The organism is Pseudomonas sp. TE3911, assembly GCF_054062775.1.
Genome location: NZ_JBSSFP010000001.1, coordinates 6,330,776 through 6,355,984, shown reverse-complemented (window position 1 = coordinate 6,355,984; position 25,209 = coordinate 6,330,776). Strand labels below are relative to the sequence as shown.

The 25,209-nt window shown below is 60.9% G+C and carries 19 protein-coding genes and 3 pseudogenes; 8 read left to right on the top strand and 14 right to left on the bottom strand.

Annotated elements, in window-relative coordinates; all coding sequences use genetic code 11:
* Positions 1 to 1,440: a cytochrome ubiquinol oxidase subunit I gene (locus tag ACVWXD_RS29060; RefSeq protein ID WP_032884659.1), complete on the bottom strand. Its 1,440-nt coding sequence runs from the start codon at positions 1,438 to 1,440 to the stop codon at positions 1 to 3.
* A 317-nt stretch (positions 1,441 to 1,757) separates the two neighbouring features.
* On the opposite strand from ACVWXD_RS29060, the gene ACVWXD_RS29055 reads away from it, so the two are divergent.
* From ACVWXD_RS29055 to ACVWXD_RS29040, 4 genes and pseudogenes are all read left to right on the top strand, one after another.
* A complete protein-coding gene (locus ACVWXD_RS29055) occupies positions 1,758 to 3,005 on the top strand; it encodes an MFS transporter (protein ID WP_032884658.1) in 1,248 nt (415 codons plus the stop codon).
* Positions 3,006 to 3,187: 182 nt separating this feature from the next.
* A pseudogene (locus tag ACVWXD_RS29050) lies at positions 3,188 to 3,376 on the top strand (MFS transporter); the annotation flags it as partial.
* 182 nt (positions 3,377 to 3,558) lie between these two features.
* Positions 3,559 to 3,747 (top strand): annotated as a pseudogene (locus ACVWXD_RS29045) (MFS transporter); the annotation flags it as partial.
* 182 nt (positions 3,748 to 3,929) lie between these two features.
* Positions 3,930 to 4,118 (top strand): annotated as a pseudogene (locus ACVWXD_RS29040) (MFS transporter); the annotation flags it as partial.
* 141 nt (positions 4,119 to 4,259) lie between these two features.
* Here ACVWXD_RS29040 and ACVWXD_RS29035 read toward each other — a convergent pair.
* The 4 genes from ACVWXD_RS29035 to ACVWXD_RS29020 all read right to left on the bottom strand — a co-directional run bounded on the left by ACVWXD_RS29035 (position 4,260) and on the right by ACVWXD_RS29020 (position 8,475).
* Positions 4,260 to 6,443 carry a xanthine dehydrogenase family protein molybdopterin-binding subunit gene (locus ACVWXD_RS29035; protein WP_095186236.1) on the bottom strand — a complete coding sequence of 728 codons (2,184 nt, stop codon included), beginning with the start codon at positions 6,441 to 6,443 and terminating at the stop codon, positions 4,260 to 4,262.
* Complete coding sequence (locus tag ACVWXD_RS29030) at positions 6,440 to 7,429, bottom strand: FAD binding domain-containing protein (protein ID WP_457371562.1); 990 nt, start codon at positions 7,427 to 7,429, stop codon at positions 6,440 to 6,442. The genes ACVWXD_RS29035 and ACVWXD_RS29030 overlap by 4 nt, the downstream gene beginning before the upstream one ends.
* Positions 7,426 to 7,932: a (2Fe-2S)-binding protein gene (locus ACVWXD_RS29025; RefSeq protein WP_032884655.1), complete on the bottom strand. Its 507-nt coding sequence runs from the start codon at positions 7,930 to 7,932 to the stop codon at positions 7,426 to 7,428. Before ACVWXD_RS29025 ends, ACVWXD_RS29030 begins: the two co-directional genes overlap by 4 nt.
* 96 nt (positions 7,933 to 8,028) lie before the next feature.
* Complete coding sequence (locus ACVWXD_RS29020) at positions 8,029 to 8,475, bottom strand: DUF4879 domain-containing protein (RefSeq protein WP_457371561.1); 447 nt, start codon at positions 8,473 to 8,475, stop codon at positions 8,029 to 8,031.
* 188 nt (positions 8,476 to 8,663) lie between these two features.
* On the opposite strand from ACVWXD_RS29020, the gene ACVWXD_RS29015 reads away from it, so the two are divergent.
* Together ACVWXD_RS29015 and trmA are read left to right on the top strand one after the other, a co-directional pair.
* Entirely contained in the window at positions 8,664 to 9,959 is a 1,296-nt protein-coding gene (locus ACVWXD_RS29015) for an NCS2 family permease (RefSeq protein ID WP_032884654.1), read from the top strand.
* On the top strand, positions 9,956 to 11,035 hold the full coding sequence (trmA, locus tag ACVWXD_RS29010) for a tRNA (uridine(54)-C5)-methyltransferase TrmA (protein ID WP_095186234.1): 1,080 nt from the start codon (positions 9,956 to 9,958) through the stop codon (positions 11,033 to 11,035). The genes ACVWXD_RS29015 and trmA overlap by 4 nt, the downstream gene beginning before the upstream one ends.
* Positions 11,036 to 11,178: 143 nt before the next feature.
* Here the strand turns inward: trmA and ACVWXD_RS29005 are convergent, their stop codons facing one another.
* The 7 genes from ACVWXD_RS29005 to ACVWXD_RS28975 all read right to left on the bottom strand — a co-directional run bounded on the left by ACVWXD_RS29005 (position 11,179) and on the right by ACVWXD_RS28975 (position 20,940).
* Entirely contained in the window at positions 11,179 to 12,495 is a 1,317-nt protein-coding gene (locus tag ACVWXD_RS29005; protein WP_457371560.1) for a TolC family outer membrane protein, read from the bottom strand.
* Complete coding sequence (locus ACVWXD_RS29000) at positions 12,492 to 13,817, bottom strand: HlyD family type I secretion periplasmic adaptor subunit (RefSeq protein ID WP_457371559.1); 1,326 nt, start codon at positions 13,815 to 13,817, stop codon at positions 12,492 to 12,494. The genes ACVWXD_RS29005 and ACVWXD_RS29000 overlap by 4 nt, the downstream gene beginning before the upstream one ends.
* Positions 13,814 to 15,550 (bottom strand): type I secretion system permease/ATPase, encoded by a 1,737-nt coding sequence (locus tag ACVWXD_RS28995; RefSeq protein ID WP_032884650.1) that lies wholly within the window; start codon positions 15,548 to 15,550, stop codon positions 13,814 to 13,816. The genes ACVWXD_RS29000 and ACVWXD_RS28995 overlap by 4 nt, the downstream gene beginning before the upstream one ends.
* A 176-nt stretch (positions 15,551 to 15,726) precedes the next feature.
* Positions 15,727 to 16,350 carry a heme acquisition protein HasA gene (locus ACVWXD_RS28990; protein WP_401380753.1) on the bottom strand — a complete coding sequence of 208 codons (624 nt, stop codon included), beginning with the start codon at positions 16,348 to 16,350 and terminating at the stop codon, positions 15,727 to 15,729.
* Positions 16,351 to 16,453: 103 nt separating this feature from the next.
* Complete coding sequence (locus tag ACVWXD_RS28985) at positions 16,454 to 19,204, bottom strand: TonB-dependent hemoglobin/transferrin/lactoferrin family receptor (protein ID WP_457371558.1); 2,751 nt, start codon at positions 19,202 to 19,204, stop codon at positions 16,454 to 16,456.
* Between the two features lie 151 nt (positions 19,205 to 19,355).
* Positions 19,356 to 20,354, bottom strand: coding sequence for a FecR family protein (locus tag ACVWXD_RS28980; protein ID WP_122681735.1), 999 nt, complete (start codon positions 20,352 to 20,354; stop codon positions 19,356 to 19,358).
* A 64-nt stretch (positions 20,355 to 20,418) separates the two neighbouring features.
* On the bottom strand, positions 20,419 to 20,940 hold the full coding sequence (locus ACVWXD_RS28975) for an RNA polymerase sigma factor (RefSeq protein WP_095186230.1): 522 nt from the start codon (positions 20,938 to 20,940) through the stop codon (positions 20,419 to 20,421).
* A gap of 207 nt (positions 20,941 to 21,147) precedes the next feature.
* Here ACVWXD_RS28975 and aroQ point away from each other — a divergent pair, with 207 nt between their 5' ends.
* Together aroQ and ACVWXD_RS28965 are read left to right on the top strand one after the other, a co-directional pair.
* Complete coding sequence (gene aroQ / locus ACVWXD_RS28970; protein WP_099603253.1) at positions 21,148 to 21,597, top strand: type II 3-dehydroquinate dehydratase; 450 nt, start codon at positions 21,148 to 21,150, stop codon at positions 21,595 to 21,597.
* Positions 21,594 to 22,442 (top strand): shikimate dehydrogenase, encoded by an 849-nt coding sequence (locus ACVWXD_RS28965; RefSeq protein ID WP_122681736.1) that lies wholly within the window; start codon positions 21,594 to 21,596, stop codon positions 22,440 to 22,442. Before aroQ ends, ACVWXD_RS28965 begins: the two co-directional genes overlap by 4 nt.
* Positions 22,443 to 22,489: 47 nt before the next feature.
* Here ACVWXD_RS28965 and ACVWXD_RS28960 read toward each other — a convergent pair whose 3' ends face one another.
* Together ACVWXD_RS28960 and quiC are read right to left on the bottom strand one after the other, a co-directional pair.
* Positions 22,490 to 23,155 carry a TetR/AcrR family transcriptional regulator gene (locus tag ACVWXD_RS28960; RefSeq protein WP_032884643.1) on the bottom strand — a complete coding sequence of 222 codons (666 nt, stop codon included), beginning with the start codon at positions 23,153 to 23,155 and terminating at the stop codon, positions 22,490 to 22,492.
* Positions 23,156 to 23,235: 80 nt separating this feature from the next.
* Positions 23,236 to 25,137 (bottom strand): 3-dehydroshikimate dehydratase QuiC, encoded by a 1,902-nt coding sequence (quiC, locus tag ACVWXD_RS28955; protein ID WP_099603255.1) that lies wholly within the window; start codon positions 25,135 to 25,137, stop codon positions 23,236 to 23,238.
* Positions 25,138 to 25,209: the final 72 nt, after the last annotated feature.

Sequence of the window (25,209 nt, the reverse complement as noted above, 5' to 3'; positions counted from 1 at the left end):
TCAATGCCCCTTGTGCTGGATGTCGACGTGGTCGTCATCGTTGCCGTCATCGGCAGCCGACAACGGACGGGCCGGTGTGCGTTTCTGGCCAGGGCCACCGTGGGTCGGTTCAGTACTTTCGTGGGTCACAGGGCCTTTGCGTACCAGGCGCATCATGTAGCCCAACCCGGCGCCGAACAGCGCGAAGTACACCACCACGAACAACACCAGGGTAATCGTCATCTGCGCCAGGCTATGCCCGGATGAAGCATCCGCCGTGCGCATCAACCCGTAGACCACCCAAGGCTGGCGGCCGATTTCGGTGGTGAACCAACCGGCAAGAATCGCGATCAGGCCGGACGGGCCCATCCACAGCGCCAGGTACAGGAACGGCTTGGACGTGTACATCTTGTCGCCGCGACGCAGCCACAGGCTGAACAGACCGGTGAAGATCATCAGGAAACCCAGGCCGACCATGACCCGGAACGACCAGAATACGATGGTCGAATTGGGGCGGTCCTCAGGCGGAAACTCCTTGAGCGCTGGCACTTGTTTGTCCAGGGAGTGGGTCAGGATCAGGCTGCCCAGGTAAGGAATTTCCACCGCGTATTTGGTTTTTTCGGCCTTCATGTCGGGCCAGCCAAACAGAATCAGCGGGGTCGGCTCATTGCCTTTGTTTTCCCAGTGGCCCTCAATCGCCGCGATTTTTGCCGGCTGGTGCTTCAGGGTGTTGAGGCCGTGGAAGTCACCGATCACCGCCTGGATAGGCGCCACGATCAGCGCCATCCACATCGCCATCGAGAGCATTGTGCGGATCGCCGGGTTGTCCTTGCCGCGCAGCAAGTGCCACGCCGCCGAGGAACCGACAAAGAAGGCCGTGGCAACAAAGGCCGCTGTGGCCATGTGCGCCAAGCGGTAAGGGAACGATGGGTTGAAGACAACGGCGAACCAGTCGGTTGGAATCACCCGGCCATCGATGATTTCAAAGCCTTGTGGCGTCTGCATCCAGCTGTTGGACGACAGAATCCAGAAGGTCGAGATCAACGTGCCCACGGCCACCATCACGGTGGAGAAGAAGTGCAGCTTGCGCCCGACCTTGTTCCAGCCGAACAGCATCACCCCAAGGAAACCTGCCTCAAGGAAGAAGGCGGTGAGCACTTCGTAGGTAAGAAGCGGCCCGGTGACGGCGCCGGCAAAGTCCGAGAAGCGACTCCAGTTGGTGCCGAACTGATACGCCATGACCAGGCCCGAGACCACGCCCATGCCGAAGTTGACCGCAAAGATCTTCGACCAGAAATGGTAGAGGTCACGGTAGGTGTCGTTGTGGGTCTTGAGCCACAAGCCTTCCAGCACCGCGAGGTAACTGGCCAGGCCGATGGTGATCGCCGGGAACAGGATGTGGAACGAGATGGTGAACGCGAATTGAATTCGGGCGAGATCTAGCGCCTCCAAACCGAACATAAGTCTTCCTCTGTCAGGTAATACCGGCTGCTGGCGGAAGCCTGCACCCACTGCCCCCACGGATATGGAGTGTGGCGAATTTCAATTCGTTTCTTTTTTTACCAGCCACGTAGGGATTCTGGCCTTGCGGCCGCCAGATCAATCCCCACGGAGGTTTTGATCTGGATCAAGCATTACTGAAAGAGTAGTCCCATTTTCTGTGTCCAGTTATGTGGTCTTTTGCCGCGTGACAGACTGCCTCAGCCCAGCTCTAGCAACTATCTGTTACAACTTAATGCTAATCTCGCGGCTCCCTCTCGCCTCGACCCGAATTCCCGATGCCTAGTGAACCCGTGTTGCTGTTGCGTCATCACCGCCCTTTCATCGCGTTCTGGCTGGCACGGATTTTCACCGCCAGCGGCTTCCAGATGCTCACCGTGGCCATCGGCTGGAACCTGTACCAACTGACCGGCAATGTGCTGGACTTGGGTCTGGTCGGGTTGGTGGAGTTCGTGCCACGGGTGCTGTTCATGCTCCACACCGGACACGTGGCCGACCGCTACGAGCGGCGCAAAGTCGCAGCCATCTGCCAGACCGTACAGGCGCTGATTGCCCTGTCCCTGGCCATCGGCGGCCTGACCGGCAACGTGACCCGCGAGATGATTTTTATCCTCGCCTTCCTGCTCGGTGCCGCGCGCTCGTTTGAATTGCCCACCACCCAGGCGCTGCTGCCGAGCATCGTGCCCAGTGCGCTGTTCCCGCGTGCGGTGGCGTCTTCACAGTCGGCCCAGCAACTGGCCACCATCGTCGCCCCGGCGCTCGGCGGTTTGCTTTATGCGTTCGGCAGCGTCTGGGTGTATGGCCCCACGGTGGTGCTGTACATCATCGCCTGCGTGCTGACCCTCAACCTGCCCGCCCGCCAGACCCCGCTGAACAAAGGCAAGGCCACCCTGGATTCGCTGCTGGCCGGCATCCGTTTTATCCGCAGCCGCCCGGACATCCTCGGCGCTATTTCCCTGGACCTGTTCGCCGTGCTGCTGGGCGGCGCCACCGCGTTGCTGCCGGTGTTCGCCAAGGACATCCTGCTGACCGGCGCCTGGGGCCTGGGCCTGTTGCGTTCGGCACCGGCGGTGGGCGCACTGTTGATGTCGTTGTGGCTGGCGCGCTTTTCGGTGGACCGCAAAGTTGGCAGGGTAATGTTCACCGCTGTCGGCGTGTTCGGTGTGGCGACCATTGCTTTCGGCCTGTCCACCTCGTTCTGGTTTTCCCTGGCGGTGCTGGTGGTGCTGGGCGCGGCGGACATGATCAGCATGGTCATTCGCGCCTCCTTCGTGCAGTTGGAGACGCCGGATGAAATGCGCGGCCGGGTCAGTGCGGTCAACGGGCTGTTTATCGGCGCGTCCAACCAGTTAGGCGAGTTCGAATCCGGTATCACTGCGCACTGGTTCGGCACCGTGCCCGCCGTGGTCATGGGCGGAATCGGTACGCTGGTGGTAACCGGAGTGTGGATAAAACTGTTCCCGACACTGGCGAATCGGGATCGTATGCATGTGCCGGTGGAGGAAAGCATCAAGCCCGCTGCATGATTCAATGTGGCAATAAGGTCAATGTGGGAGGGGGCTTGCTCCCGATAGCGGTGGATCAGCCAACTTATGCTTGGACTGAAACTCCGCCATCGGGAGCAAGCCCCCTCCCACATTTGGATCTTCAATGTTTGCTGGACCGCGTCAGAGCACCTTATCCAGGGTGATCGGAAACTCCCGCACCCGCTTGCCGGTGGTTAGGCGAGTTCGAGTCCGGTATCACCGCGCACTGGTTCGGCACCGTGCCCGCCGTGGTCATGGGCGGAATCGGTACGCTGGTGGTAACCGGAGTGTGGATAAAACTGTTCCCGACACTGGCGAATCGGGATCGTATGCATGTGCCGGTGGAGGAAAGCATCAAGCCCGCTGCATGATTCAATGTGGCAATAAGGTCAATGTGGGAGGGGGCTTGCTCCCGATAGCGGTGGATCAGCCAACTTATGCTTGGACTGAAACTCCGCCATCGGGAGCAAGCCCCCTCCCACGTTTGGATCTTCAGTGTTTGCTGGACCGCGTCAGAGCACCTTATCCAGGGTGATCGGAAACTCCCGCACCCGCTTGCCGGTGGTTAGGCGAGTTCGAGTCCGGTATCACTGCGCACTGGTTCGGCACCGTGCCCGCCGTGGTCATGGGCGGAATCGGTACGCTGGTGGTAACCGGAGTGTGGATAAAACTGTTCCCGACACTGGCGAATCGGGATCGTATGCATGTGCCGGTGGAGGAAAGCATCAAACCCGCTGCATGATTCAATGTGGCAATAAGGTCAATGTGGGAGGGGGCTTGCTCCCGATAGCGGTGGATCAGCCAACTTATGCTTGGACTGAAACTCCGCCATCGGGAGCAAGCCCCCTCCCACGTTTGGATCTTCAATGCTTGCTGGACCGCGTCAGAGCACCTTATCCAGGGTGATCGGAAACTCCCGCACCCGCTTGCCGGTGGTTAGGCGAGTTCGAATCCGGTATCACCGCGCACTGGTTCGGCACCGTGCCCGCCGTGGTCATGGGCGGAATCGGTACGCTGGTGGTAACCGGAGTGTGGATAAAACTGTTCCCGACACTGGCGAATCGGGATCGTATGCATGTGCCGGTGGAGGAAAGCATCAAGCCCGCTGCATGATTCAATGTGGCAATAAGGTCAATGTGGGAGGGGGCTTGCTCCCGATAGCGGTGGATCAGCCAACTTATGCTTGGACTGAAACTCCGCCATCGGGAGCAAGCCCCCTCCCACGTTTGGATCTTCAATGTTTGCTGGACCGCGTCAGAGCACCTTATCCAGGGTGATCGGAAACTCCCGCACCCGCTTGCCGGTGGCATGGTAAATCGCGTTGGCTACCGCCGCCGCTACCCCGACAATGCCGATCTCGCCAACACCCTTGGAACCCAGTGCATTGACGATCTCGTCGTGCTCTTCGACAAATACCACGTCAATCTCGCCGATATCGGCATTCACCGGGATGTGGTACTCGGCCAGGCTGTGGTTCATGTAGCGCCCCAGTTGATGGTCGATCTGGGTTTCTTCGTGCAATGCCATGCCGATTCCCCACACCACCCCGCCGAGAATCTGGCTGCGGGCCATCTTCGGATTGACCACGCGCCCGGCCGCAATCGCGCTGACCACACGCCGCACTTTGATTGTTCCCAGGTCTTCGTCGACCTGGACCTCGACGAACACCGCCGAGTGGGTGGCGGTGGCGTAACCCTCGCGTTTTTTGTCCGGCTCGCTGTCGACCTGCACTTCCAATGCGTCTTCGCCACTGTCCTTGACCAACTGCGCCAGCGACACACTCACGTCACCGGTGTGCAGTTGGCCGTCTTCAAAGCGAACGGACTCGGCGTCCTTGAACACCGGGTAAGTCTGGCGGGCAATGCTCAGCAGTTTGGCCGTCAACGCTTCGCAGGCTTGCTGCACGGCAGTGCCCACTGAAGACACGGTAAACGATCCACCCTGCAACGGCGCGGTGGGTAAAGACGAGTCACCGAGTAGAAAATTGACATCGTCGACAGCCACGCCACTGGCCTGGGCCGCGATCTGAGTCATCACCGTGTACGTACCGGTGCCGATGTCGGTGGTGGCGCTGCTGACCGTCAATTTGCCCAGCGAATCGATGCGCGCCTTAGCGCTGGCCTTCATTTGCATGGCCTCCCACACCCCGCCGGCCATGCCCCAACCAATCAACTGGCGGCCGTCGCGCATGCTGCGCGGCTCCGGGTTGCGCTGCTTCCAGCCGAAACGCTCGGCGCCTTCGCGGTAACACTCGCGCAGGGCTTTGCTCGACCAGGGTTTATCTTCGTTCTGGTTGCGTTCGGCGTAGTTGATCAGCCGCAGTTGCACCGGGTCCATGCCCAGGGCGCAGGCCAGTTCATCCATGGCGCATTCCAGGCCAATCACGCCCAACGCGGCGCCTGGCGCGCGCATGTCCAGGGGCGTGAAGACATCCAGCGGCACCAACTTATAAGTAAGCTGCACGTTGTCGCAGTGATAGAGCATGCCGCTCCATTCCACCACGTGTTCACTGAAGTCCTCGAAACGCGAGGTCTGGCCAATCGCGGTATGCCCCAGCGCCAGCAAACGGCCGTTGGCGGCGGCGCCCATCTGCAAACGCTGCAGGGTGCGCGGGCGGTAGCCAAAGGTGAACATCTGCTGGCGCGTCAGGGTGACCCGCACCGAACGCTTGAGCGCCAGAGACGCCATCACCGCCAAAGGCAATTGGTACTGCGGGCGCAGACCAGAGCCGAAGGCGCCCCCGACGAACGCAGCAAAGATGCGCACCTGACTTTTATCCAGGCCGAAGACTTTTTGCACATAGGCCTGGCAGTTCTGCGGGCCCTGGGTCTTGTCATGGATGTGCAGGGTGCCATCCGGCTGATACAGCACGGTGCTGGCGTGGGGCTCCATCGGATTGTGGTGTTCGATGGGTGTGCTGTAGTGCAGATCGAGGCTGATGGCCGCGCCGGACCATTCAGCCTGGAAGTTACCGCGCGGCTTGGGCGGGGTTTGCGGCGAGGGATAGGCCAGTTCCTGCTGGGCGAGCAGATCGGTCTCGAAGTCCTCGCACTCATAGTCGATATGCACCAGCGAGCCGGCGTGTCGCGCCAACTCCAGGTTATCGGCGATGACCAATGCCAGGGGCTGGCCGCTGTAGAGCACGCGGTCGTTGTACAGCGGGCGAAACGGCGAGCCATCCGCCGCATCGTCATCGGCGAAGGCGTCGTCATAGCTGGCGATTTTCGGGCGGTTGAGATGATGGATAACATCCACCACACCCGGTAGCGCTAACGCTTTGGACGCGTCGATGTTGATAACACGGCCTTTGGCGATGGTGCTGGACACCACGCTGCCATGAAGCAGGCCAGCCTCAGGAAACTCACCGGCGTACCGCGCCTGGCCTGTGACCTTGAGCAGACCGTCGACACGGTTCAAGGGTTTACCGATAGCGGTCATGGCTGTTCTCCTGCAACGGCGGCGTCGCTCAGCGCGCGGATAATTGCGCGGCGCGCGAGCTTGATCTTGAAGCCGTTATGTTCCAGCGGCTCGGCGTCTTGCAGCAGCACGTCGGCGGCGTTGCTGAAGGTTTCGCGGCTGACGGTCTGACCGATCAGCGCGGCTTCTACCGCGCGGTCACGCCAAGGTTTGTGGGCCACGCCGCCGAGGGCCAGGCGAGCGTCAACGATAGTGTCGCCGTCCAGTTCAAGGGCGGCGGCGACTGACACCAAGGCAAACGCGTAAGACGCGCGATCGCGAATCTTCAAATAGTGGCTGTGACGTGCCAGATGGTCGGCGGGCAATTCAATTGCAATGATCAGCTCATCGTCGGCCAGCAGGTTGTCGCGCTGCGGCGTATCGCCAGGAAGACGATGGAAGTCGGCGAACTCGATGACCCGTGCGCCGCCACGTCCCTCCACATGCACCCGCGCCTCCAACGCAGCCAAGGCGACGCACATGTCCGACGGATGAGTGGCCACGCACTGCGCGCTGGCGCCAAGAATCGCATGGATACGGTTCAACCCGCTGCGGGCCGGGCAACCACTGCCGGGTTCGCGTTTATTGCACGGCACCGTGGCGTCGTAGAAGTAGTAGCAACGGGTGCGCTGCAGCAAGTTACCGCCGGTACTGGCCATGTTGCGCAGTTGCGGCGAAGCACCTGCGAGGATGGCTTGGGACAGCAGCGGGTAACGCTCTTCAATCAACGGGTGCCAGGCCAGGTCGGCGTTGCTCACCAGCGCGCCGATCCGCAGGCCGCCATCGGCGGTTTCTTCAATACCATGCAGTGGCAGGCCGGTGATATCGATCAGGTGTTCGGGACGGCTGATGTTTTCTTTCATCAGGTCCAACAGGTTCGTACCACCGGCAATAAAACGCGATGCGCCGCTGGTCAGGTGCACGGCCTCCTGTACGTCGACAGGTTTGCTGTAGTGGAAGGGATTCATTGCTCACCTCCCAGGCCGTCTTTGATGGCATCGCGGATATTGGTATAGGCACCGCAGCGGCACAGGTTGCCGCTCATCAATTCCTGGATTTGTGCAGTGTCGTGGGCACGGCCTTCATTGGCCAGGCCGACGGCGGAGCAAATCTGCCCGGGGGTGCAGTAGCCGCACTGGAATGCATCATGTTTGATGAAGGCTTGCTGCATCGGGTGCAACTGGTCGCCCGTTGCCAAGCCTTCGATGGTGGTCAGCTCGGCGCCATCGCACATCACGGCCAGGGTCAGGCAGGCGTTTATGCGCTTGCCATCGCGCAGGACGGTGCAGGCACCACATTGGCCGTGGTCGCAGCCTTTTTTACTGCCGACCAGGTCGAGTTGTTCCCGTAGCAAGTCCAACAACGTGGTCCAGGGCAATACGTCCAACTGACGATCCTGGCCATTGAGGGTCAAGCGTATGGAGTGGGCGACGAACGGTTGGGCCGCCGCGCCATTGGGGGTCGCGCTCATAAACACCTCACGGGTTGGTGTACATCCGCGGCGTTCAGGAAAGTCGCCGTCTCAGGGGTACGACTTCCCGGGGTTTTGAGCGTTCAAGATGATTGATCAGCGGATATTGAGCAGGGTCTTCAAGGTGTTTCGCGGGGGATTGATCGATGAGTTGCTGTATTCGAACCAGCCTTGGGCTTCCACATTCAGGTCAAACACATAGATGTAGCCCATCAAGGTGCCCCCGCCAGCGCAGGCCTGGCTGACGTTGCCGACCTGGCACACCGGCGTGCGCTGGCCGTTGAGCTGCGCGCCGTTGAAGAGGCCGACCGGGTTGTTACCCAGGCCTACTTCCATCACCGACACCTTCGTCGGCCCTCGGTGCGTGCACATCTGCGTGGTGCTGGTGCGCTCTGGAATGGTTTCGGTGCACTTGGCCGATTCGACCTTGAACACGCGCACTTCGCTCAAGGCCGGTGCAGTCGCGCCCCAGACCGGTGCCGCACCCAGCCACAGGCCGAGACAAGGGATCAGGGCTAGACTCCACGCGTTGGCTTTTCTCATGCTGTCGATGACCCGGTATTGAACGTCGGCGCAGTATGCCTCAAGGCCATGCGCCATACAGCCTCGGCTGCTGGTATGATGCGCCGCTTTTTCCGATCCTCTCTGAAACCACAGGCGTTTGGCGCAGTTTGTGCTTTGACTTAGAGGTCAACAAATCACGACGCAAGATAGCGTCACAGGGAGCAGGCATGCTGGAAAAGCTGTTTCAACTCAAGGCACACAACACGAACGTGCGCACCGAGATTCTCGCGGGCATCACGACATTCCTGGCCATGGCCTACATCCTGTTCGTGAACCCGAGCATCCTCGGCGAAACCGGCATGGATAAGGGCGCGGTATTTGTCGCGACCTGCCTGGCGGCGGCCATCGGCTCGACCGTGATGGGCCTGATCGCCAACTACCCGATCGCACTCGCGCCGGGCATGGGCCTCAACGCCTTCTTTACCTACACCGTGGTCCTGCACATGGGCCACACCTGGCAAGTGGCGCTGGGTGCGGTGTTTATTTCGGCGGTGCTGTTCTTCCTGCTGTCGATCTTCCGCATCCGTGAGTGGATCATCAACGCCATCCCGCTTCCCCTGCGTTCGGCGATTGCCGCCGGTATCGGCCTGTTCCTGGCGTTGATCGCCCTGCACAACGCCGGAATCGTGGTGAGCAACCCGGCCACCATGGTAGGCCTGGGCGACCTGACAAAAGCGGCCCCGATCCTCGCCACCCTCGGTTTTGTGCTGATCGTCGCACTGGAAGCCCTGGCCGTGCGCGGCGCGGTGCTGATCGGCATTCTTGCGGTCACTATCGCGTCCATCGTCCTGGGCGTGACCCCGTTTGGCGGCGTGACCTCGATGCCCCCTTCGCTGGCCCCGACCTTCCTGCAGCTGGATATCAAAGGCGCACTGGACATCGGCCTGGTCAGCGTGATCTTCGCGTTCCTGTTCGTTGACCTGTTCGACAACTCCGGCACCCTGATCGGCGTCGCCAAGCGCGCCGGCCTGATGAGCAAGGACGGCCACATGCCGAAAATGGGCCGCGCCCTGATCGCCGACAGCACCGCCGCCATGGCCGGTTCGCTGCTGGGCACGTCGACCACCACCAGCTACATCGAATCCGCCGCGGGCGTGAGCGCCGGTGGCCGTACCGGTTTGACCGCCATCGTGGTGGCGATCCTGTTCCTGCTGGCGCTGTTCTTCTCGCCGCTGGCCGCCAGCGTACCGGCGTTTGCCACGGCGCCGGCACTGCTGTTCGTGGCGGTGCTGATGACCCAGGGCCTGGCAGAAATCGACTGGGATGACATTACTGTTGCAGCGCCGGTGGTGGTCACCGCCCTGGCGATGCCCTTCACATACTCCATTGCCAACGGCATCGCCTTCGGTTTCATCGCCTGGACCGCCATCAAGCTGCTTTCGGGCCGCTACCGTGAGCTGAACCCAGCGCTGGTGATTCTGTCGATTCTGTTCGTGATCAAGCTGGGCTGGTTCAACGCATGACTTTTGACGCCGCAAGCTACACCGTTCAACTGCAAGACAAGGTCACGCGCTTGCGTGACCTGCTGGCGCCGTTCGACGCGCCCGAGCCACAGGTATTCGACTCACCGCTGCAGAACTTCCGCCTGCGGGCGGAGTTCCGCCTGTGGCGCGAAGGCGGAGATCGCCACTACGCCATGTTCTCCCAGGACGACAAGCGCACGCCGATCCTCATCGAAGAATTCCCGATTGCCAGCCAACGCATCAATCAGTTGATGCCGCAACTCAAGGCCGCCTGGCAAGCCAGCGCCGCCCTGAGCCACAAGCTGTTCCAGGTGGAGTTCCTCACCACCCTGGCCGGCGATGCGATGATTACCCTGTGTTATCACCGCCCGCTGGACGAGCATTGGCACACGGCGGCGAACAAGCTGGCAGCTGATTTGAATGTCAGCATAATCGGCCGCTCCAAGGGCAAGCGCGATGTGATCGGCCACGACTACGTGGTGGAAAAACTCGACGTGGGCGGGCGCACCTTCAGCTACCGCCAACCCGAAGGCGCGTTCACCCAGCCCAACGGCACGGTGAACCAGAAGATGCTCAACTGGGCATACGAAGCCTTGGGCGATCGCCCGGATGACTTGCTGGAGTTGTACTGCGGCAACGGCAACTTCACCCTGCCGCTCGCCACCCGCGTACGCAAAGTGCTGGCCACCGAAATCAGCAAGACCTCGGTGAATGCGGCCCTGAGCAACCTCGATGAAAACGCGGTGGATAACGTCACGCTGGTGCGACTCTCTGCCGAAGAACTCACCCAAGCGCTGAATGAAGTGCGCCCGTTCCGTCGCCTGCAGGGCATCGATCTGAAGAGCTACGAATTCGGCAGCGTCTTCGTCGACCCGCCCCGCGCCGGCATGGACCCGGACACTTGCGAATTGACCCGTCGCTTCGACAACATTCTGTACATCTCCTGCAACCCGGAGACGTTGGCGGCGAACATTGCGCAGTTGCATGACACGCACCGCATTACGCAATGCGCGATGTTTGACCAGTTCCCGTGGACGCACCATATGGAATCCGGGGTGTTGCTGACTCGTCGGTAATTCCAAGGCTGGTAGCAGTTCAACATGTGGGAGGGGGCTTGCTCCCGATGGCGGTGGGTCAGTTGAAGGTTTGCTGATTGACGCACTGCTATCGGGGGCAAGCCCCCTCCCACATTGGCTTGGTGTATTGGCAAATAGCGTTGTCAGGCCGACGGTTGGAAATACCCCGCCAACGCCCGCAAGTCCTGCTCGCTGAGCAGTCCCGCGTAGTACTTCAACTGAATCCTGGCCAGCAAATACGCATGTCGAGCGTTCGCCAGGTCGCGGCGGGCGGTGAACAGTTGCTGTTCGGCGTCGAGCACGTCGAGGTTAACGCGCTCGCCTCCGCTGACGCTTTTCTTCGTCGCGGTGACCAGTGCCGTGGCGGAGCTAACGGCCATTTCATAAGCCCGCACTTTTGCCGCGCCGCTGGTATTGAGGTTGAACTGCTTGCGCAACTCCACCAGCGTGGCCGAGGTTTGCGCGTCCAGTTCGTACTGGGCCTGGCTCAATTGATTGCCCGCCTGACGAGTAGAAGCCGACACCGAACCGCCGGCAAACAATGGCAAGCTGACCTGAATGCCGACGCTGTTGGTGTCGTACTGCTGGTTGTAGCTGCTTTCCGAATCGGAACGGGTCTGGCGGCTGCTGGCGTACAGGCTGACCTTGGGCATGTGCCCGGCGCGTTTGCGCTCCACTTCGTAGGACGCCACGTCCAACGCGTGATGCTGGGATTTAAGCTCCGGATTGTTGGCCATGGCCATTTCCCGCCAGGTCTCGAAACGGTTCGGCTCCAGGGGCGGGATATCGAATTGACGGGTCAGCGGCGCCAGTTCTTCGATCTGCAGCGGTTGGCCGACGATGGCTTCCAACTCTCGCAGGGCGCTGTCCTGGGCATCCAGGGATTCGATTTCTTCAGCCTGGGCCAGGCTTAGGCGCGCTTGGGTTTCCAGCACATCGGTACGTGTCCCCTCGCCACCTTTGAGCAGGCGATCGTTGAGTTGCAGGCGTTCGGCAAATGCGCGTTTCTGCGCGCGGCTCAACTCGATGCGTTCCTGGGCCAGCAACGCCTGGCTGTAAGCGCTGAGTACCCGCACCGCAAGTTCCTGGCTTTTGCCGCGAAAGCGCTCATCGGCCATCAGCGCCTGGGCCGTGCCTTGGCGAAACCGCGCGTAGGCTTCGTAGTCCAGCAGTGGTTGCTGCAAGGTCAGGGTCGAGGCATAGCTGCGGTAGTCGCGGTCGCTGGTGACATCACCTGCGGTCACCTGCGACTCGTTGCGCGAATTGTTGTAGCTCCACGACAGATTCGGCAGCAACGCCGCCCGACCTATCACGCGATTCTCTTCACCGGCCTCACGCGCCTGGATGGAGGCCTGAAAAGTCGGGTCATTGCGCAGCGCCAGGTCGTACGCATCCAACAACCCCAGGGCTTGCGCAGCCGGTGTAAAGCTCACGCACAAGGTAAACAGCAGCGCCTTCATTCTTCCACCAAGGCCATATGGGTGCGGTCCAGCAAAGGTTTGAACAGGTAGTTGAGCATCGACCGCTCACCGGTCTTTATGAACGTTTCCACCGGCATGCCGGGGCGGATCTGTGCGCCGGCGAGTTGCTGCATACCCGCCGTGCTGACTTGGGCACGCAACGTGTAATAAGGCTCATCGGTGCGTTCATCGACCTGGCGGTCGGCGGATACCAATGTCACCTCACCCGCCACCCGCGGCGTGGTGGCCTGGTTGAAGGCCGAGAACAGCAGTTCCACCGATAAACCGGGGTGCACTTTGTCGACCATCTGCACCGGCACCCGCGCTTCCACCAACAGCGGCTCGCCCTGGGGCACGATGTCCATCAGCGCCTGACCGGGCTTGATCACGCCGCCTTCGGTGTACACGTCCAACCCCACCACCACGCCGGACGCCGGGGCGCGGACCAGGCTGTTGGCCAGTTCGAACTCGGCCGACGCCAGGCGATTACGCAGGTCGTCGCTGCGGGTGCGGGTTTCGGCCAACTGGCTGCGCAGGTCTTTCTGGAAGTCTTCGCCGAGCTGGCGGATACGCAGGCGCAGCTCCAAAACCTGACGCTGCAACTGGCCGATGCGGCCATAGTCCTCGGCGATGGTGCCGTCGATCTGCGAGTAAAGCCGCTCGCTGTCGAGCAGGCGATTGCGCGGGATATAACCGTCCCGCGCCAGTTCGCGCAGGCCTTGCAGTTGCTCATTGAGCGCCGCCCGTTGCTGCAGTTTGCTTGCTTGGGAATCCCGCGTGCCACGCAACTGCGCTTCGGCCCCGGCGATGGTTTCGCGCAGGCCTTGTTGCTCGGTGGCCAGCGACTGGGCGCGGCTGTTGAACAGTTGCCGTTGCAGATTCAGGGTGTTGGTCGCCTGCGGCTCATTCAGCAGTTCAGGGCCGAAGGTGATCGCAGGCAACCCTTCGCTTTCGGCATTCAACCGCGCCTCGGTGGCCAAGGACGCGAGGTACTGGCTGCGCAGCGACTGCATCTGCCCGCGCAACGGGGTTTCTTTCAAGCGCAGCAACACTTGGCCGGCGTTGACCACCTCACCGTCGCGCACTTCGATACGCTCGACGATGCCGCCGGTTGGGTGCTGAACGGTTTTTCGATGGCCCGAAACCATCACCTTGCCCGACACCGCGACGCCCTTGTCCAGGGGGGCCAGCGCAGCCCAGCCGATAAACCCGACAAATCCGCCAAGCACCAGCAGCCAGCCCAGGCGTGAATATTTTTTGTCATCCAGCGCCAGCACGTTATGGGATGCGTCGCTGACCAGCATCGGTTTACTCATGCTCATGCCTGTTTTCCTTCGCCGAGGCGGTAACTCATGCTCATGGTCGACACCGGTTTGCTGACTGCCGGTTTCTGCCGCGCCTCCAACACCCGCGCCGTTGGACCGAAGGCCTGCAACTGGCCGTCCTTGAGGATCAGCAATTGGTCAGTGAGGCTCAGCACATTGGCTTTGTGGGTAATCAGGATCACGGTGCGACGCTGCTGCTTGAGCTGGGCGATGGCCTGGAGCAGGGCCTGCTCGCCCACTTCATCGAGGTTGGCGTTGGGTTCATCCAGCACGATCAGCGCGGGCAAACCGTACAGCGCACGCGCCAGGGCCACCCGTTGTTTCTGGCCGCCGGACAAGCCTGCGCCCCCCTCCCCCAACTGCGTGTCATAGCCTTGGGGCAGTTGCAGAATCAGGTCGTGTACGCCGGCCATTTGCGCGGCGGCGAGGACCTTGTCCGCATCCAGCTCGGTAAACCTCGCGATGTTGTCGGCGATGCTGCCGGCAAACAGTTGGATGTCCTGGGGCAGATAGCCGATGTGCGGGCCGAGTTGCTGCTTGTCCCATTGGGTCAGGTCGGCGCCGTCCAGGCGCACCTTGCCGGCCAGTGGAGCCCAGGCGCCCACCAGCACCCGCGCCAGGGTTGACTTGCCGCAGCCTGACGGCCCGATCACCCCCAGCACGTCACCCGCAGGTAGGTTGAAGCCCAGGTTGGCCAACGCCGGCCGACGGCTGCCGGGGGCGCAGGCGCTGAGTTGCTCGACGCTCAATTGCCCCTTGGGCGCCGGCAGGCTCATGCGCGCCGGGCGCGCGGGGTTGTCCGCCAACATCTTCGATAGCCGATCAAAGGCCAGGCGCGCCGAGCCCCATTGCTTCCACACGCCGATCAGTTGGTCGATGGGGGTGAGCACCCGGCCCATCAGAATGGAACCGGCAATCATCATCCCCGGCGTGATGTCGCCCTGCACCGCCAGCAACGCGCCCAGGCCCAGCACCAGCGACTGCAACGCCAGGCGCACGCCCTTGGACCAGGCACTGACAGCGGCGGTCTTTTCACTCGCCAGGTTCTGCTGCGCGAGAAACGCCTGGTGCTGGTTGAACCAACGCCCGCGCAACGTGGCAAGCATGCCCATGGCTTCGATGGTGTCGGCATTGCGCAGGTTGGCGGTGGCTTGCTGGCTCGCGCTGATAGACAGTTGGCTGGCCTGGGCCATCGGCGCCTGGCTCACATGATGGTTGATCCACGCCAGCGCGATCAAAATCACCGCGCCGCCCAGCGCCAGCATTCCGAGCCAGGGATGGAAGAGGAAGATCACCAGTAGGTACACCGGAAACCACGGCGCATCAAAGAACGCGAACAACGCCTGTCCGGTAGCGAACTGGCGCAGCGTCGTCAGGTCATTCAGTGCCTGCCCCGCCGCCTGGGTGCCGCCCTTGAGTTGTGCCTCGAACGCGGCGTCGTACACCCGCTGGTTCAGGCGCATGTCCATCTGCGTGCCGAGGCGGATCACCACTTGGCTGCGCACCCACTCCAATGCGCCCATCAGGCCGAACAGGCCGAGGATCATCAGCGTCAGCATCAACAGGGTCATCTGATTGCCCGAAGCAAGCACTCGGTCGTACACCTGCAACATGTAAAGCGCCGGGGCCAGCATCAGCAGGTTGATCACCGCCGAGAACAGGCCGATGTTGAAGAAGCCACTTTTATAGGCCGTGAGGGCGGCCAGGGTTTCGTTACCTGCGTGGCGCATCTGGAGGTTCTCGTGGGGTTAAACGTGCAAGGTCGCCGCGTTGACAGGCGATACGACGCTGCGCAGAATTTGGCACCGCCGTCGCCGGAAGAGTTAGAAGGCTTGGGCGACGGCGGTGTGTCATGCGGCGAATGGGAGAGCGATCTTCCATTCGCTTTTTTCATGCAGCGAAGGCGTTAGGCGGCGAGTGCCCAGTCCTGTGTCACGTCTTGCACACCCACCAGCGCAACGTCGGTGGTGGCCGAGGATGCGGCATGGCTGGCGACAGCGGCGCTGATCTCGTCGAAGGTGCTGTTGAGGTCTTCGCCGATTGCGCCCAGCAGGTCAGCGAGAACGGTTTCCAACGCGGACGTGTTGCCCTGCATCAGGCCGTAGATCACGCTCTGGACCTCGTTACCGACGCGACCGGCATCCGACGCTGCGCTCAGGTCGAGGCCGTTGAAGGCGACCTTGAAGTCGGTCAGGCTGAAGTCGCTGCCGCCGCCGCCGCCCAGACCAGTGCCCAGTTGAACGTTATCCAGCTCACCCCACAGGAAGTGGTTTTGGTTGCTGCTCGCTGGCAGCAGTGGATTGAATACATAGTGCAGGCCATTGCTGGTGTCGCTGTCGGCAATGAAGGCGTAGTCGGAGCTGTTGGCGCCGTGGGTAGCGTACTGGTCACCGGCGAGTGAGCCGTTGCTGAAGCCACCGGTGTTGCTGTTGCCGTGACCGGCTGTGTTGAAGCCCAGGGCCCAAGCGCTCAGGTATTCCGAGACGGTTACATCACTCAGGATCGAATCGTAGCTAACAGAAATAGTCATCACTAAACCTCGTTAAACAACGCTATTGATGAGTACGCACAAGCGGCGCACTTTTTTACCCACTGTTGGGTAAAACCATTGATCACGTACCGCTGCACGTAGATCAGAACTTGTATTCCAACATCCCGCTCAACGTCCGGCCGCGCGCCAGGCTCAAGTTGTTGGCGTCGCCCATGGCGACGAAATAGGCTTCATTGGTGGCGTTTTCCAATGCCAGCGAAATGTTCAGGTGGTCAGTCATCCAGTAACTGCCGTACAGGTCATACAGGGTGTATTGAGGCCAGAGCGCCTGGTCGATCAGGTCGTAACCCTGCTGATTGAGGTTTTCCCCATTGCCCGCGCTGTAGCGCACACGCACACCGGTATCCAGGCGCTTGTCCAGGAAGCGCGCACCCAGGGTCACGGAGCCACGGTCGGCGGGCATGTAGGTGGCGTTGCCCATGATCCGGCCGCAGCTTTCCCGATTGTTGGCAACGTCATCGTCGAGTACTTCATAGCGGGTCACGAGGCGGATTCGTGAAACGCCGTTTGCATCCACATAGCGCTCGATACGCGTTGTGCTTGGGCCGTTTTTCTTCGCGCCGCCCATGTAATAGTTCTTCGAACAGAACTCGTTACTGCCGATCATGTGGGTGAAGCTCAGGTTGGCGTAGACGCGGCCCATGTCGTAGTTGAGCTGGTACTCAAGCCCACGGAAACGCGTGGGGTTGGTGTTGTTGACGTAGGCCATGGTCCCGAGAAAACCACCCGATGTGGTTTCCGGAAGGCTGACGCTGGTGTTGAGAAAGGAGAAGTTTTCGATCTTGGTATCAAAGTAGGCCACCTTGATGCCCAAGCGATCATCACCGAACAACAGCCCTTCCTTGAACACGTTCACGCCCACCTCCCAATCCTTCGACTCCTCTGGCTTGAGATAGGGGTTGGGGAACACGCGCTCACCCGAGCCGCCGCCATGGGGGCGGCCCGTCATGAAGGTTTCGGTCACTGCCGGCGGGCGCCAGCCTTTGCCCCAGCGCGTATAAAGCTGCAGCCAGTCCAGGCCAGGTTTGACGGCGATGCCGAAGGTGGGGGAGAACTGCCCCTCCTCGCGATCGACATCGTAGACTTCCACGACCCGCTTGGCCCCCACCAGGCTGCTGTAGAAGCGATCACGGCGGTACAGCGTCATGCCCGTTTCGCCTTCGAGCCGATAACGGTCGTAACGCAAACCGCCATCCAGGGTCAGCCAATCGCCATACTCGTATTGCAGGTTATTAAACAGGCTCGCGATGGTGCGTTTGCCGCCCGGCGTTCCACCCTCGGCGTAGGGCAGCAAAGCGAGGTCGTTGGTGGCTTCGACCTTGTTGGTGCGTGGCTTGAACTCGTCCTGGTACAGCTCCCCACCGTAGTTCCAGCTCACGTGGCCCAACTGACCGAAATCAAAGCGCGAGGTGTTGTCGCCTTGTAGTCCCCAGGTGTCCGTCTGGAAGTGGTCAGTGTAGGTCCCCACGTAGTTTCCGGTGCCTACCGTCGCGCCGTTCGGCGCATTGGTGCGATCAAGCTGGGTGGTGACGTAGTACGCCTTGGCCTTCAGATCGATCAGTGGGTTGTCCGGGGTATAGCTGTAGTCCAACGCAAAATTCTTGGCGTTGAGGTTGTTTTTGCTGACTCGTTGGTAAAACACACTCTGGTTATCGTCGCTGGTGTAAGCCCAGGCATCGTTGCTGTCGCTGTCACTTTCCAGGTAGCTCAGTTGCACGCGCTGGTCATTGGGCAAGTTAAGGCCCAGCTTGACGATCTGTGATCGGGTCACGCTGCCCATGTCACCGACTTCGCTGTTCAACCAATCATCGAACGCACCCGGCATGGCCTTGCGGGCGCGCAGGTTGGTGCCCAATTTCTGGTCATTGTGGTTACCCGAGCGGTAATCGCCGAAATGCCGTTCGCTGTACCCCACCAACACATCGCCGCGCTCATCACCAAAGGCAAACACACCGCTGCCATTAAAATTGGTGCCATTGCCCAGCTCACCAATGCCGTGGCCAGCGCGGATGCGTCCGCCGTATTCCTTGCCGTCTTTCAAGAACTCACTGGCATCCAACGTCTTGAACGAGGCAATTCCGCCCAACACTGCTGCGCCGCCCTGCCCCGACTGGCTGCCCTTGTCGATCTCGATACTGGAGATGAACTCCGGGTCGATCAGCAGGGTGCCGTTGCGTTGCTGGTGGCCGTTGACGTTGAAGTTCTGGCGCATGCCGTCGATGTTCATATTCACGCGGCCGTAGTCTTGCACCCCGCGAATGTTCACCGACAAACCAGGATCGCGCTGGTTGACGGCGGTGTAGACGCCTGCGGTTTCTTCGAGCATGTCGGCGGCGTGACGGGGCGGGCGTTTATCGATCATGTCACGGCTGATCACCGCCACGGACTTTGGGGTCTGGTACACCCAATCACTGGCCTGGCCATTGGTGTTGGCGGTGATGGTGGTGGTGCCTACGGTCATGGCGCCCGCGTGATCATCGCTGACGCGGTTGAGGGTCACTTGGCGTTCACTGGTGAAGCGATACTCCACCGGCGCAGCGCCGAGCAAACGGCCCAGGCCTTCCTGCACGCTGAAGCTGCCTTTGAGCGCAGTGCTGTTCAAGCCTTGCAGGCGCTGGCTGTCAAACAACACTTGTAAACCGGCTTGGTCGGCGAACGCCAACACGGCACTGCCCAAGGATTGCGCAGGGATATCGAACGTCAGCACGACGGGCTGGGCCGCTCCCGCTTGAGGCTGCGCCGCGTACACGGGAGCCGCTGCGGCGAACAGGCCCAAGTGAATGGCCAAGGCTAACCGGCTACCGGTGATACGCCCCTTGGTGAGTGCTGACATTTCTGGTTTTCCCTGCGCTGATCGTATTTTTGTTTATGCGAATGCTTCTCACCTAGCAAGACGTACGAGGCGCAGGAAGTCAGTAAGACTTTTTAAAAGTTTTTCGTGCGGGGGGTTTTAAGCGGGCGGGAGCAGACCTCCCGCCAGGTCATTAATAGATCAGGCTGAGGCCTGCCAAGTCCAAGCGTTGCACCTGGAGTTCCTGAGTCAGGGTGCCGAGCGCCGTGTCGAGCATGTCTAGGCGGAACACGCCGCTGACTTCACGTTCACCCAGGTCGGAATGGGTCAACACCACCTGACCGGGACGGTAGCGGTTGAGCTGCTCAATCACTTTGGCCAAGGGCTGACGATCAAAAATCAACACGCCACGCCGCCAACTGGTGGCACGCTCTACATCAAACTGATCCAAGGGCTCGATGCCCTGCGCGGGGCTGTAGCGGGCGGCCTGGCCTTCCTTGAGCACGTGGTCGCTCGGGCCTTTTTTCGGTGTAGCGTGCAGGGAGACTTCGACGCTGTGCTGCAACACGCCGACCCAGCCCTGGCGGTCGTCCTCACGCTGCACCACAAACCGCGTGCCCAGCGCCCGCGTCTGCCCGCCGGCGCTCTGCACCACGAATGGCCGGGTTTCCTTACCCACCATCGGCGCCACGTCAAAAATCGCCGAGCCCTGGATCAGGCTGATGCGCCGCTGCACGCCGTCGTAGTCCAGCCGGATGGCACTGGCGGAATCCAGTTCTACCGTGCTGCCATCGGCCAAGTGCACGGTGCGCACTTCGCCCTTCTGGGTCACGTAATCGGCCTGCATGCGCAGCCAGGCCTCCGGCCCGCGCACCCAACCCACGCCGGCGACCACCACCACCAGCGCCACCGCCGCCGCACGTTGCCACGGCCTGCGTCGCGGGGTTCGGCGCACCGGCAGCGTCGCCGCCGCCGGACGCTGACGGTGCACTGGCTCGTCCTTATGCACCTCGCCCAACGCTGCCCAGGTCTGCTCGGCAAAGCGCAGCGCCGCTTCATGGCGGCTGTCGCAGGCAATCCATTGGCGCAGCTCGGCCTGCTCCTGGTCGGTCAGGGCACCGGCGTGCAGGCGCACCGCCCAATCGGCGGCGGCCTCGGTAATGCTGTGCTGTTGCGGACCCTGGCTATTCACGTGTGAATCTCGAATTTTTTCGTTATGTAACGCTGTGACGTCTGAGCGGAGGTTTTTCCGTAACTCATTCGTCGGATGGCGCCACCTGACCGTCCTGCAAGCGCTGCATGACATACGCCAACGCCTTGGCCAGGTGCTTTTGTACGGAGCTGTCTGATATATCCAAGTGCCGCGCAACCTGGGCATGAGTCATGCCCTCTATCCGATTCAGACGGAAGATCTGCTGGGTTCGTTCCGGCAACTCCGCCAATGCCTGCTTCAATGCCTGCCGCTGTTGCTGCGCCATTGCCTGAGCCTCCAACCCGGCCACTTCATCTTCAATCTCGGCCAGCGCCTCATTAGGCACGGAATCGGTCTTGCGCCGTGCTTCCTGGCGGATATGGTCGATCAGCAGATTGCTCGCCGTTCGATAGAGATAGCCCTGGGAATTGTCGATGCGCTCGCCGGGTGGTTTTTCCGCCAGGCGCAGGAAGCTCTCCTGCACCAGGTCGGCCGCCAACTGCGGGTCCCGTACCTTGCGAGCCAGATACCCGCGCAGGGTATCGGCGTGCTTGAGAAACAGGCCCTTGAGATCCACGTCCGACAAACCGACTCCCTGGAATGAAAAGGAAACAGGCGGGCATCTTAAGCGTGGTCGAGAATGATTTTCAATTGATATCTAATCCGATTCAGCTAGGGGCACACCTGATTAAAAGTTCGGTAATCGAACACATCCGCCGCCATCAATTGACCAAATTAACTAACCAGTACATTTTATCTGCACAACGAACAAGAACTGTGGAGATACCCCCCAATGCCGCCTATCGTGCTGGTGCTCAACGGCCCCAACCTCAACCTGCTCGGCACCCGCGAGCCCGCCACCTACGGCCATGAAACCCTGGCCGACGTCGCCGCCCTGTGCGGGCGCAGTGCCGATAAGCTCGGGCTGAAAATCGAATTTCGCCAGACCAATCACGAAGGCGAACTGCTGGACTGGATCCACGGCGCCCGTGGCCGTTGCGCCGGTATCGTGATCAATCCTGCGGCCTGGACGCACACCTCGGTGGCGATTCGTGACGCTCTGGTGGCCAGTGAAGTGCCGGTGATCGAAGTGCATTTATCCAACGTGCATGCCCGCGAAGCATTTCGTCATCACTCCTTTGTGTCGCCCATCGCCAAAGCGGTGCTCGCCGGTTTTGGCAGCCACGGCTACCACCTGGCCCTGGAACACTTCAGCCAATTGCTGAAGGGATCGGCTCAATGAAACAGCGCATCCTCGCCGGCCTGATCGGCGCCGGTATCCAGGCTTCCCGTACCCCCGCTCTGCATGAACAGGAAGGCGACGCCCAAGGTTTGCGTTACCTGTATCGCCTGATTGATCTGGAGCCGCTGCACCTGGACACCAACGCCCTGCCCGACCTCCTGCGTGCAGCCGAGCAGATGCACTTCACCGGACTGAACATTACCTACCCGTGCAAACAGGCCATCCTACCGCTGCTCGATGAACTGTCCGATGAAGCACGGGGTATCGGCGCGGTGAATACGGTGGTGTTCAAAGACGGCAAGCGCATCGGCCACAACACCGATTGCCTTGGATTCGCCGAAGGTTTCCGGCGCAACCTTAATGATGTGCCACGTCAGCGCGTGGTGCAGATGGGCGCCGGTGGTGCGGGCGCGGCGGTGGCCCATGCGCTGTTGGCTGAGGGTGTGGAGCACTTGAGCATTTTCGACGTGGACGCCAGCCGCGCCCGCGACCTTGTGGATAACCTCGCCCAGCGCTTCGGCAGCGGTCGTGCACAAGTGGGTCTTGATTTAGACAACGCGATGGCCGAGGCCGATGGTCTGGTCAACACCACGCCAATGGGCATGGCCAAACTGCCGGGTATGCCGGTGCCGGCGACTCTGTTGCGGGCGCAATTGTGGGTCGCGGAAATCGTGTATTTCCCGCTGGAAACCGAACTGCTGCGCAACGCCCGCGCCTTGGGTTGCCGCACGTTGGATGGCGGCAATATGGCGGTGTTTCAGGCGGTAAAGGCGTTTGAGTTGTTCAGTGGTCAAGTGGCGGATGCGCAGCGGATGTTGGCGCACTTCAAGAGTATGAATGCCTGAAATGTGGAGGGGGCAAGCCCCCTCCCACATTGGGTTAGGCGCTGTATTCAGGCCTGCAGGTAACGCAACACCGACTCGCAGATCATCTCGCGATGCCGCTGTTTAACCACTTCATCCGACAGCTCGATCTGAAAAAGCTCACTGAACGTATGGCGGTTGGACACGCGGTAAAAGCTGAATGAGTTGATCAGCAAGTGCACATCCAGCGGCTCCAGCCCTTCACGGAACACCCCCATCTCGGCGCCCCGGCGCAATGTCGCGCCCAGCCCTTCAAGGATCTTGCTGTTCATCGCCTTGATCGTGTCGGTGCGTTTCACATACTCGGCATTGTGGATATTTTCGATGCTGACGATCCGCACAAAGTCCACGTTCTGATCGTGGTGATCAAAGGTGAATTCCACCAGCCGCCGAATCGCCTCACGCGGCTCCAGCGCCGTAAGGTTCATGCGTGCTTCGGTGTTGCGGATATCGCCGTAGAGTTTCTCCAAAACCTCAACGTACAACTGCTCTTTACTGCCGAAGTAGTAATAGATCATGCGTTTTGAGGTGTGGATGCGCTCGGCAATGGCGTCCACGCGAGCGCCGGACAGGCCCTGTTGGACAAACTCCACAATGGCTTCCTGGAGGATGTTCTCGCGGGTCTTTTCCGGATTGTTCTTACGACTCTTGCGCGGTGCGTCTGGCACCTCGGGGAGTTCGGGACTTGAGGTCATGGTGCGCTCACGGCCATTTTTATTTTGCAGGCCGCGATTATGGGGCCCGGTGCTCCCCGAAGGAAGCACCCGACTCCCTCTTATAAACGTGCCTGACGCACTGCACCGCTGCGGGATTTGGCCATCGCCGCCAGACGCACCGCCACGTTGGCCGCGCCGTAGCCGGCGTAACCGTTCTTGCGCTGGATGATCTCGAAGAAGAACCGCCCTTCAAACGGTTCGGTGTACACATGAAACAACTCACCGCCCTGGGCGTCTCGGTCGTACAACACGTTGTAGTACGCCAACTCGCTGAGGAACTCATCGTCAAAATCGAAGCGTGCGGCCAGGTCGTCGTAATAGTTGAGCGGGATATCCAGCAGCGGCACGCCGGCCTCTTTCGCGCGGCGCACCTCGGCGAAAATGTCCGCGCAATCGAAGGCAATGTGGTGCACGCCCGAACCGCGATAGCTCGATAGCGCGTGGGAAATGGCAGTGTTGCGGTTTTCGGAGATGTTCAGCGGCAGGCGAATCGAGCTGCAACGGCTGCGCAATGCGCGGCTTTTCACCAGGCCGTAGGGGTCGGGCAACACCACTTCGTCATCAGCTTCAAAGTCCAGCAGGCTCTTATAGAACAACACCCAACTGTCGAGGCTGTCGGCCGGCAAGGCCATGGCCATATGGTCGATACGCAGCAAACCACCGGCGTCGGTCGCAGCGGATTGCAGATTGAAATCGGTGTCGTACAAACCACCCTCGCTCTGGTCCACCAGGTAAATCAAGCTGCCGTCCGGCGCGCGCACGGCCGCCAACTCCAGCTCGTTAGGCCCGACCAGTCCGCGATAGGGTTGGCCTTTATAGGCGACCGCTCGCTCCAGAGCTTTGGCGCTGTCCTTGACCCGGATCGCCGTGGCGCACAACGACGGTCCATGGGCTTCGAAAAAGTTATGGGCGAAGGAATAGGGTTCGCAGTTGAGGATCAGGTTGATATCGCCCTGGCGCAGCAGGCTCACGCTCTTGGAGCGGTGCTGCCCGGCCTTGACGAAACCCAGGCGTTCCAGCCAGTTCGTCAGCTTGGCACCGAGGTTTTCATCGACCGCAAACTCAAGGAATTCAATGCCGTCGTATTCGCTGGCCGCCGGGGTTTCAAACAGGATATCGACCGGCGTGGCAGGCGCCTCCTCGGCCAGGCGCTGGCGGGTTTTCTCCTCCAGGTACAGCAGAGAACGCAGGCCATCGGCGGCATTGGCCCGAGTCGGCGCCGCACGGAAACCATCGTTGAAAATTTCCAGGGACAACGGCCCGGTGTAGCCGCTCTTGATGATCGGCGCCAAAAAGCCCGCCAGATCGAATTCGCCCTGACCGGGGAAGCAGCGGAAATGGCGGCTCCACTCCAGCACATCCATGGCCAGGATCGGCGCGTCGGCCATTTGTACAAAGAAGATCTTGTCGCCTGGGATCTCGGCGATGGCAGTTGGGTCGCCCTTGAGCGACAGGGTATGGAAGCTGTCGAGCAGCACGCCGAGGCTTGGGTGATCAACCTGACGCACCAGATTCCACACCTGTTGCCAGGTGTTCACGTGCTTGCCCCAGGCCAGTGCTTCATAACCGATGCGCAAGCCACGGCGCCCGGCATGTTCGGCCAGCAGGCTCAAGTCATCGAGGAGAATACGTTCATCGCCGACGCAATCGGCCGAGGCGTTGCTGCACACCAGCACCAGGTCCGTGCCCAGCTCCTGCATCAGGTCGAATTTGCGCTCGGCCCGTTCCAGGTTGCGCGCCAGACGGTCGCGTCGGCAGCCTTCAAAGTCGCGAAATGGCTGGAACAAGGTAATGGCGATGCCGAGGTCGGCGCACATCTGCCTAACTTCCCGTGGGCTGCCGTCGTAATACAACAGGTCGTTCTCGAAGATCTCAACCCCGTCAAACCCGGCGGCGGCGATGGCTTCAAGCTTTTCCGGCAGGGTGCCGCTCAAGGAAACAGTGGCAATGGAACGTTGCATAGCGCGACTCCCGGCATTTAAGGCTCGTCTTATTTACGGCAAATTATTGGCCGCTAAACTACTCACAGCAAT

Excerpts from the sequence above, each read along its gene's own strand:
- aroQ (WP_099603253.1), top strand. The coding sequence starts at position 21,148 with ATGCCGCCTATCGTGCTGGTGCTCAACGGCCCCAACCTCAACCTGCTC.
- ACVWXD_RS29020 (WP_457371561.1), bottom strand. The coding sequence starts at position 8,475 with ATGAGAAAAGCCAACGCGTGGAGTCTAGCCCTGATCCCTTGTCTCGGC.
- ACVWXD_RS29035 (WP_095186236.1), bottom strand. The coding sequence starts at position 6,443 with ATGACCGCTATCGGTAAACCCTTGAACCGTGTCGACGGTCTGCTCAAG.
- ACVWXD_RS28965 (WP_122681736.1), top strand. The coding sequence starts at position 21,594 with ATGAAACAGCGCATCCTCGCCGGCCTGATCGGCGCCGGTATCCAGGCT.
- trmA (WP_095186234.1), top strand. The coding sequence starts at position 9,956 with ATGACTTTTGACGCCGCAAGCTACACCGTTCAACTGCAAGACAAGGTC.
- ACVWXD_RS29005 (WP_457371560.1), bottom strand. The coding sequence starts at position 12,495 with ATGAAGGCGCTGCTGTTTACCTTGTGCGTGAGCTTTACACCGGCTGCG.
- ACVWXD_RS28995 (WP_032884650.1), bottom strand. The coding sequence starts at position 15,550 with ATGCGCCACGCAGGTAACGAAACCCTGGCCGCCCTCACGGCCTATAAA.
- ACVWXD_RS29015 (WP_032884654.1), top strand. The coding sequence starts at position 8,664 with ATGCTGGAAAAGCTGTTTCAACTCAAGGCACACAACACGAACGTGCGC.
- ACVWXD_RS28990 (WP_401380753.1), bottom strand. The coding sequence starts at position 16,350 with ATGACTATTTCTGTTAGCTACGATTCGATCCTGAGTGATGTAACCGTC.
- ACVWXD_RS28960 (WP_032884643.1), bottom strand. The coding sequence starts at position 23,155 with ATGACCTCAAGTCCCGAACTCCCCGAGGTGCCAGACGCACCGCGCAAG.
- ACVWXD_RS29030 (WP_457371562.1), bottom strand. The coding sequence starts at position 7,429 with ATGAATCCCTTCCACTACAGCAAACCTGTCGACGTACAGGAGGCCGTG.
- ACVWXD_RS29055 (WP_032884658.1), top strand. The coding sequence starts at position 1,758 with ATGCCTAGTGAACCCGTGTTGCTGTTGCGTCATCACCGCCCTTTCATC.
- ACVWXD_RS29025 (WP_032884655.1), bottom strand. The coding sequence starts at position 7,932 with ATGAGCGCGACCCCCAATGGCGCGGCGGCCCAACCGTTCGTCGCCCAC.
- ACVWXD_RS29060 (WP_032884659.1), bottom strand. The coding sequence starts at position 1,440 with ATGTTCGGTTTGGAGGCGCTAGATCTCGCCCGAATTCAATTCGCGTTC.
- ACVWXD_RS29000 (WP_457371559.1), bottom strand. The coding sequence starts at position 13,817 with ATGAGCATGAGTAAACCGATGCTGGTCAGCGACGCATCCCATAACGTG.
- ACVWXD_RS28985 (WP_457371558.1), bottom strand. The coding sequence starts at position 19,204 with ATGTCAGCACTCACCAAGGGGCGTATCACCGGTAGCCGGTTAGCCTTG.
- quiC (WP_099603255.1), bottom strand. The coding sequence starts at position 25,137 with ATGCAACGTTCCATTGCCACTGTTTCCTTGAGCGGCACCCTGCCGGAA.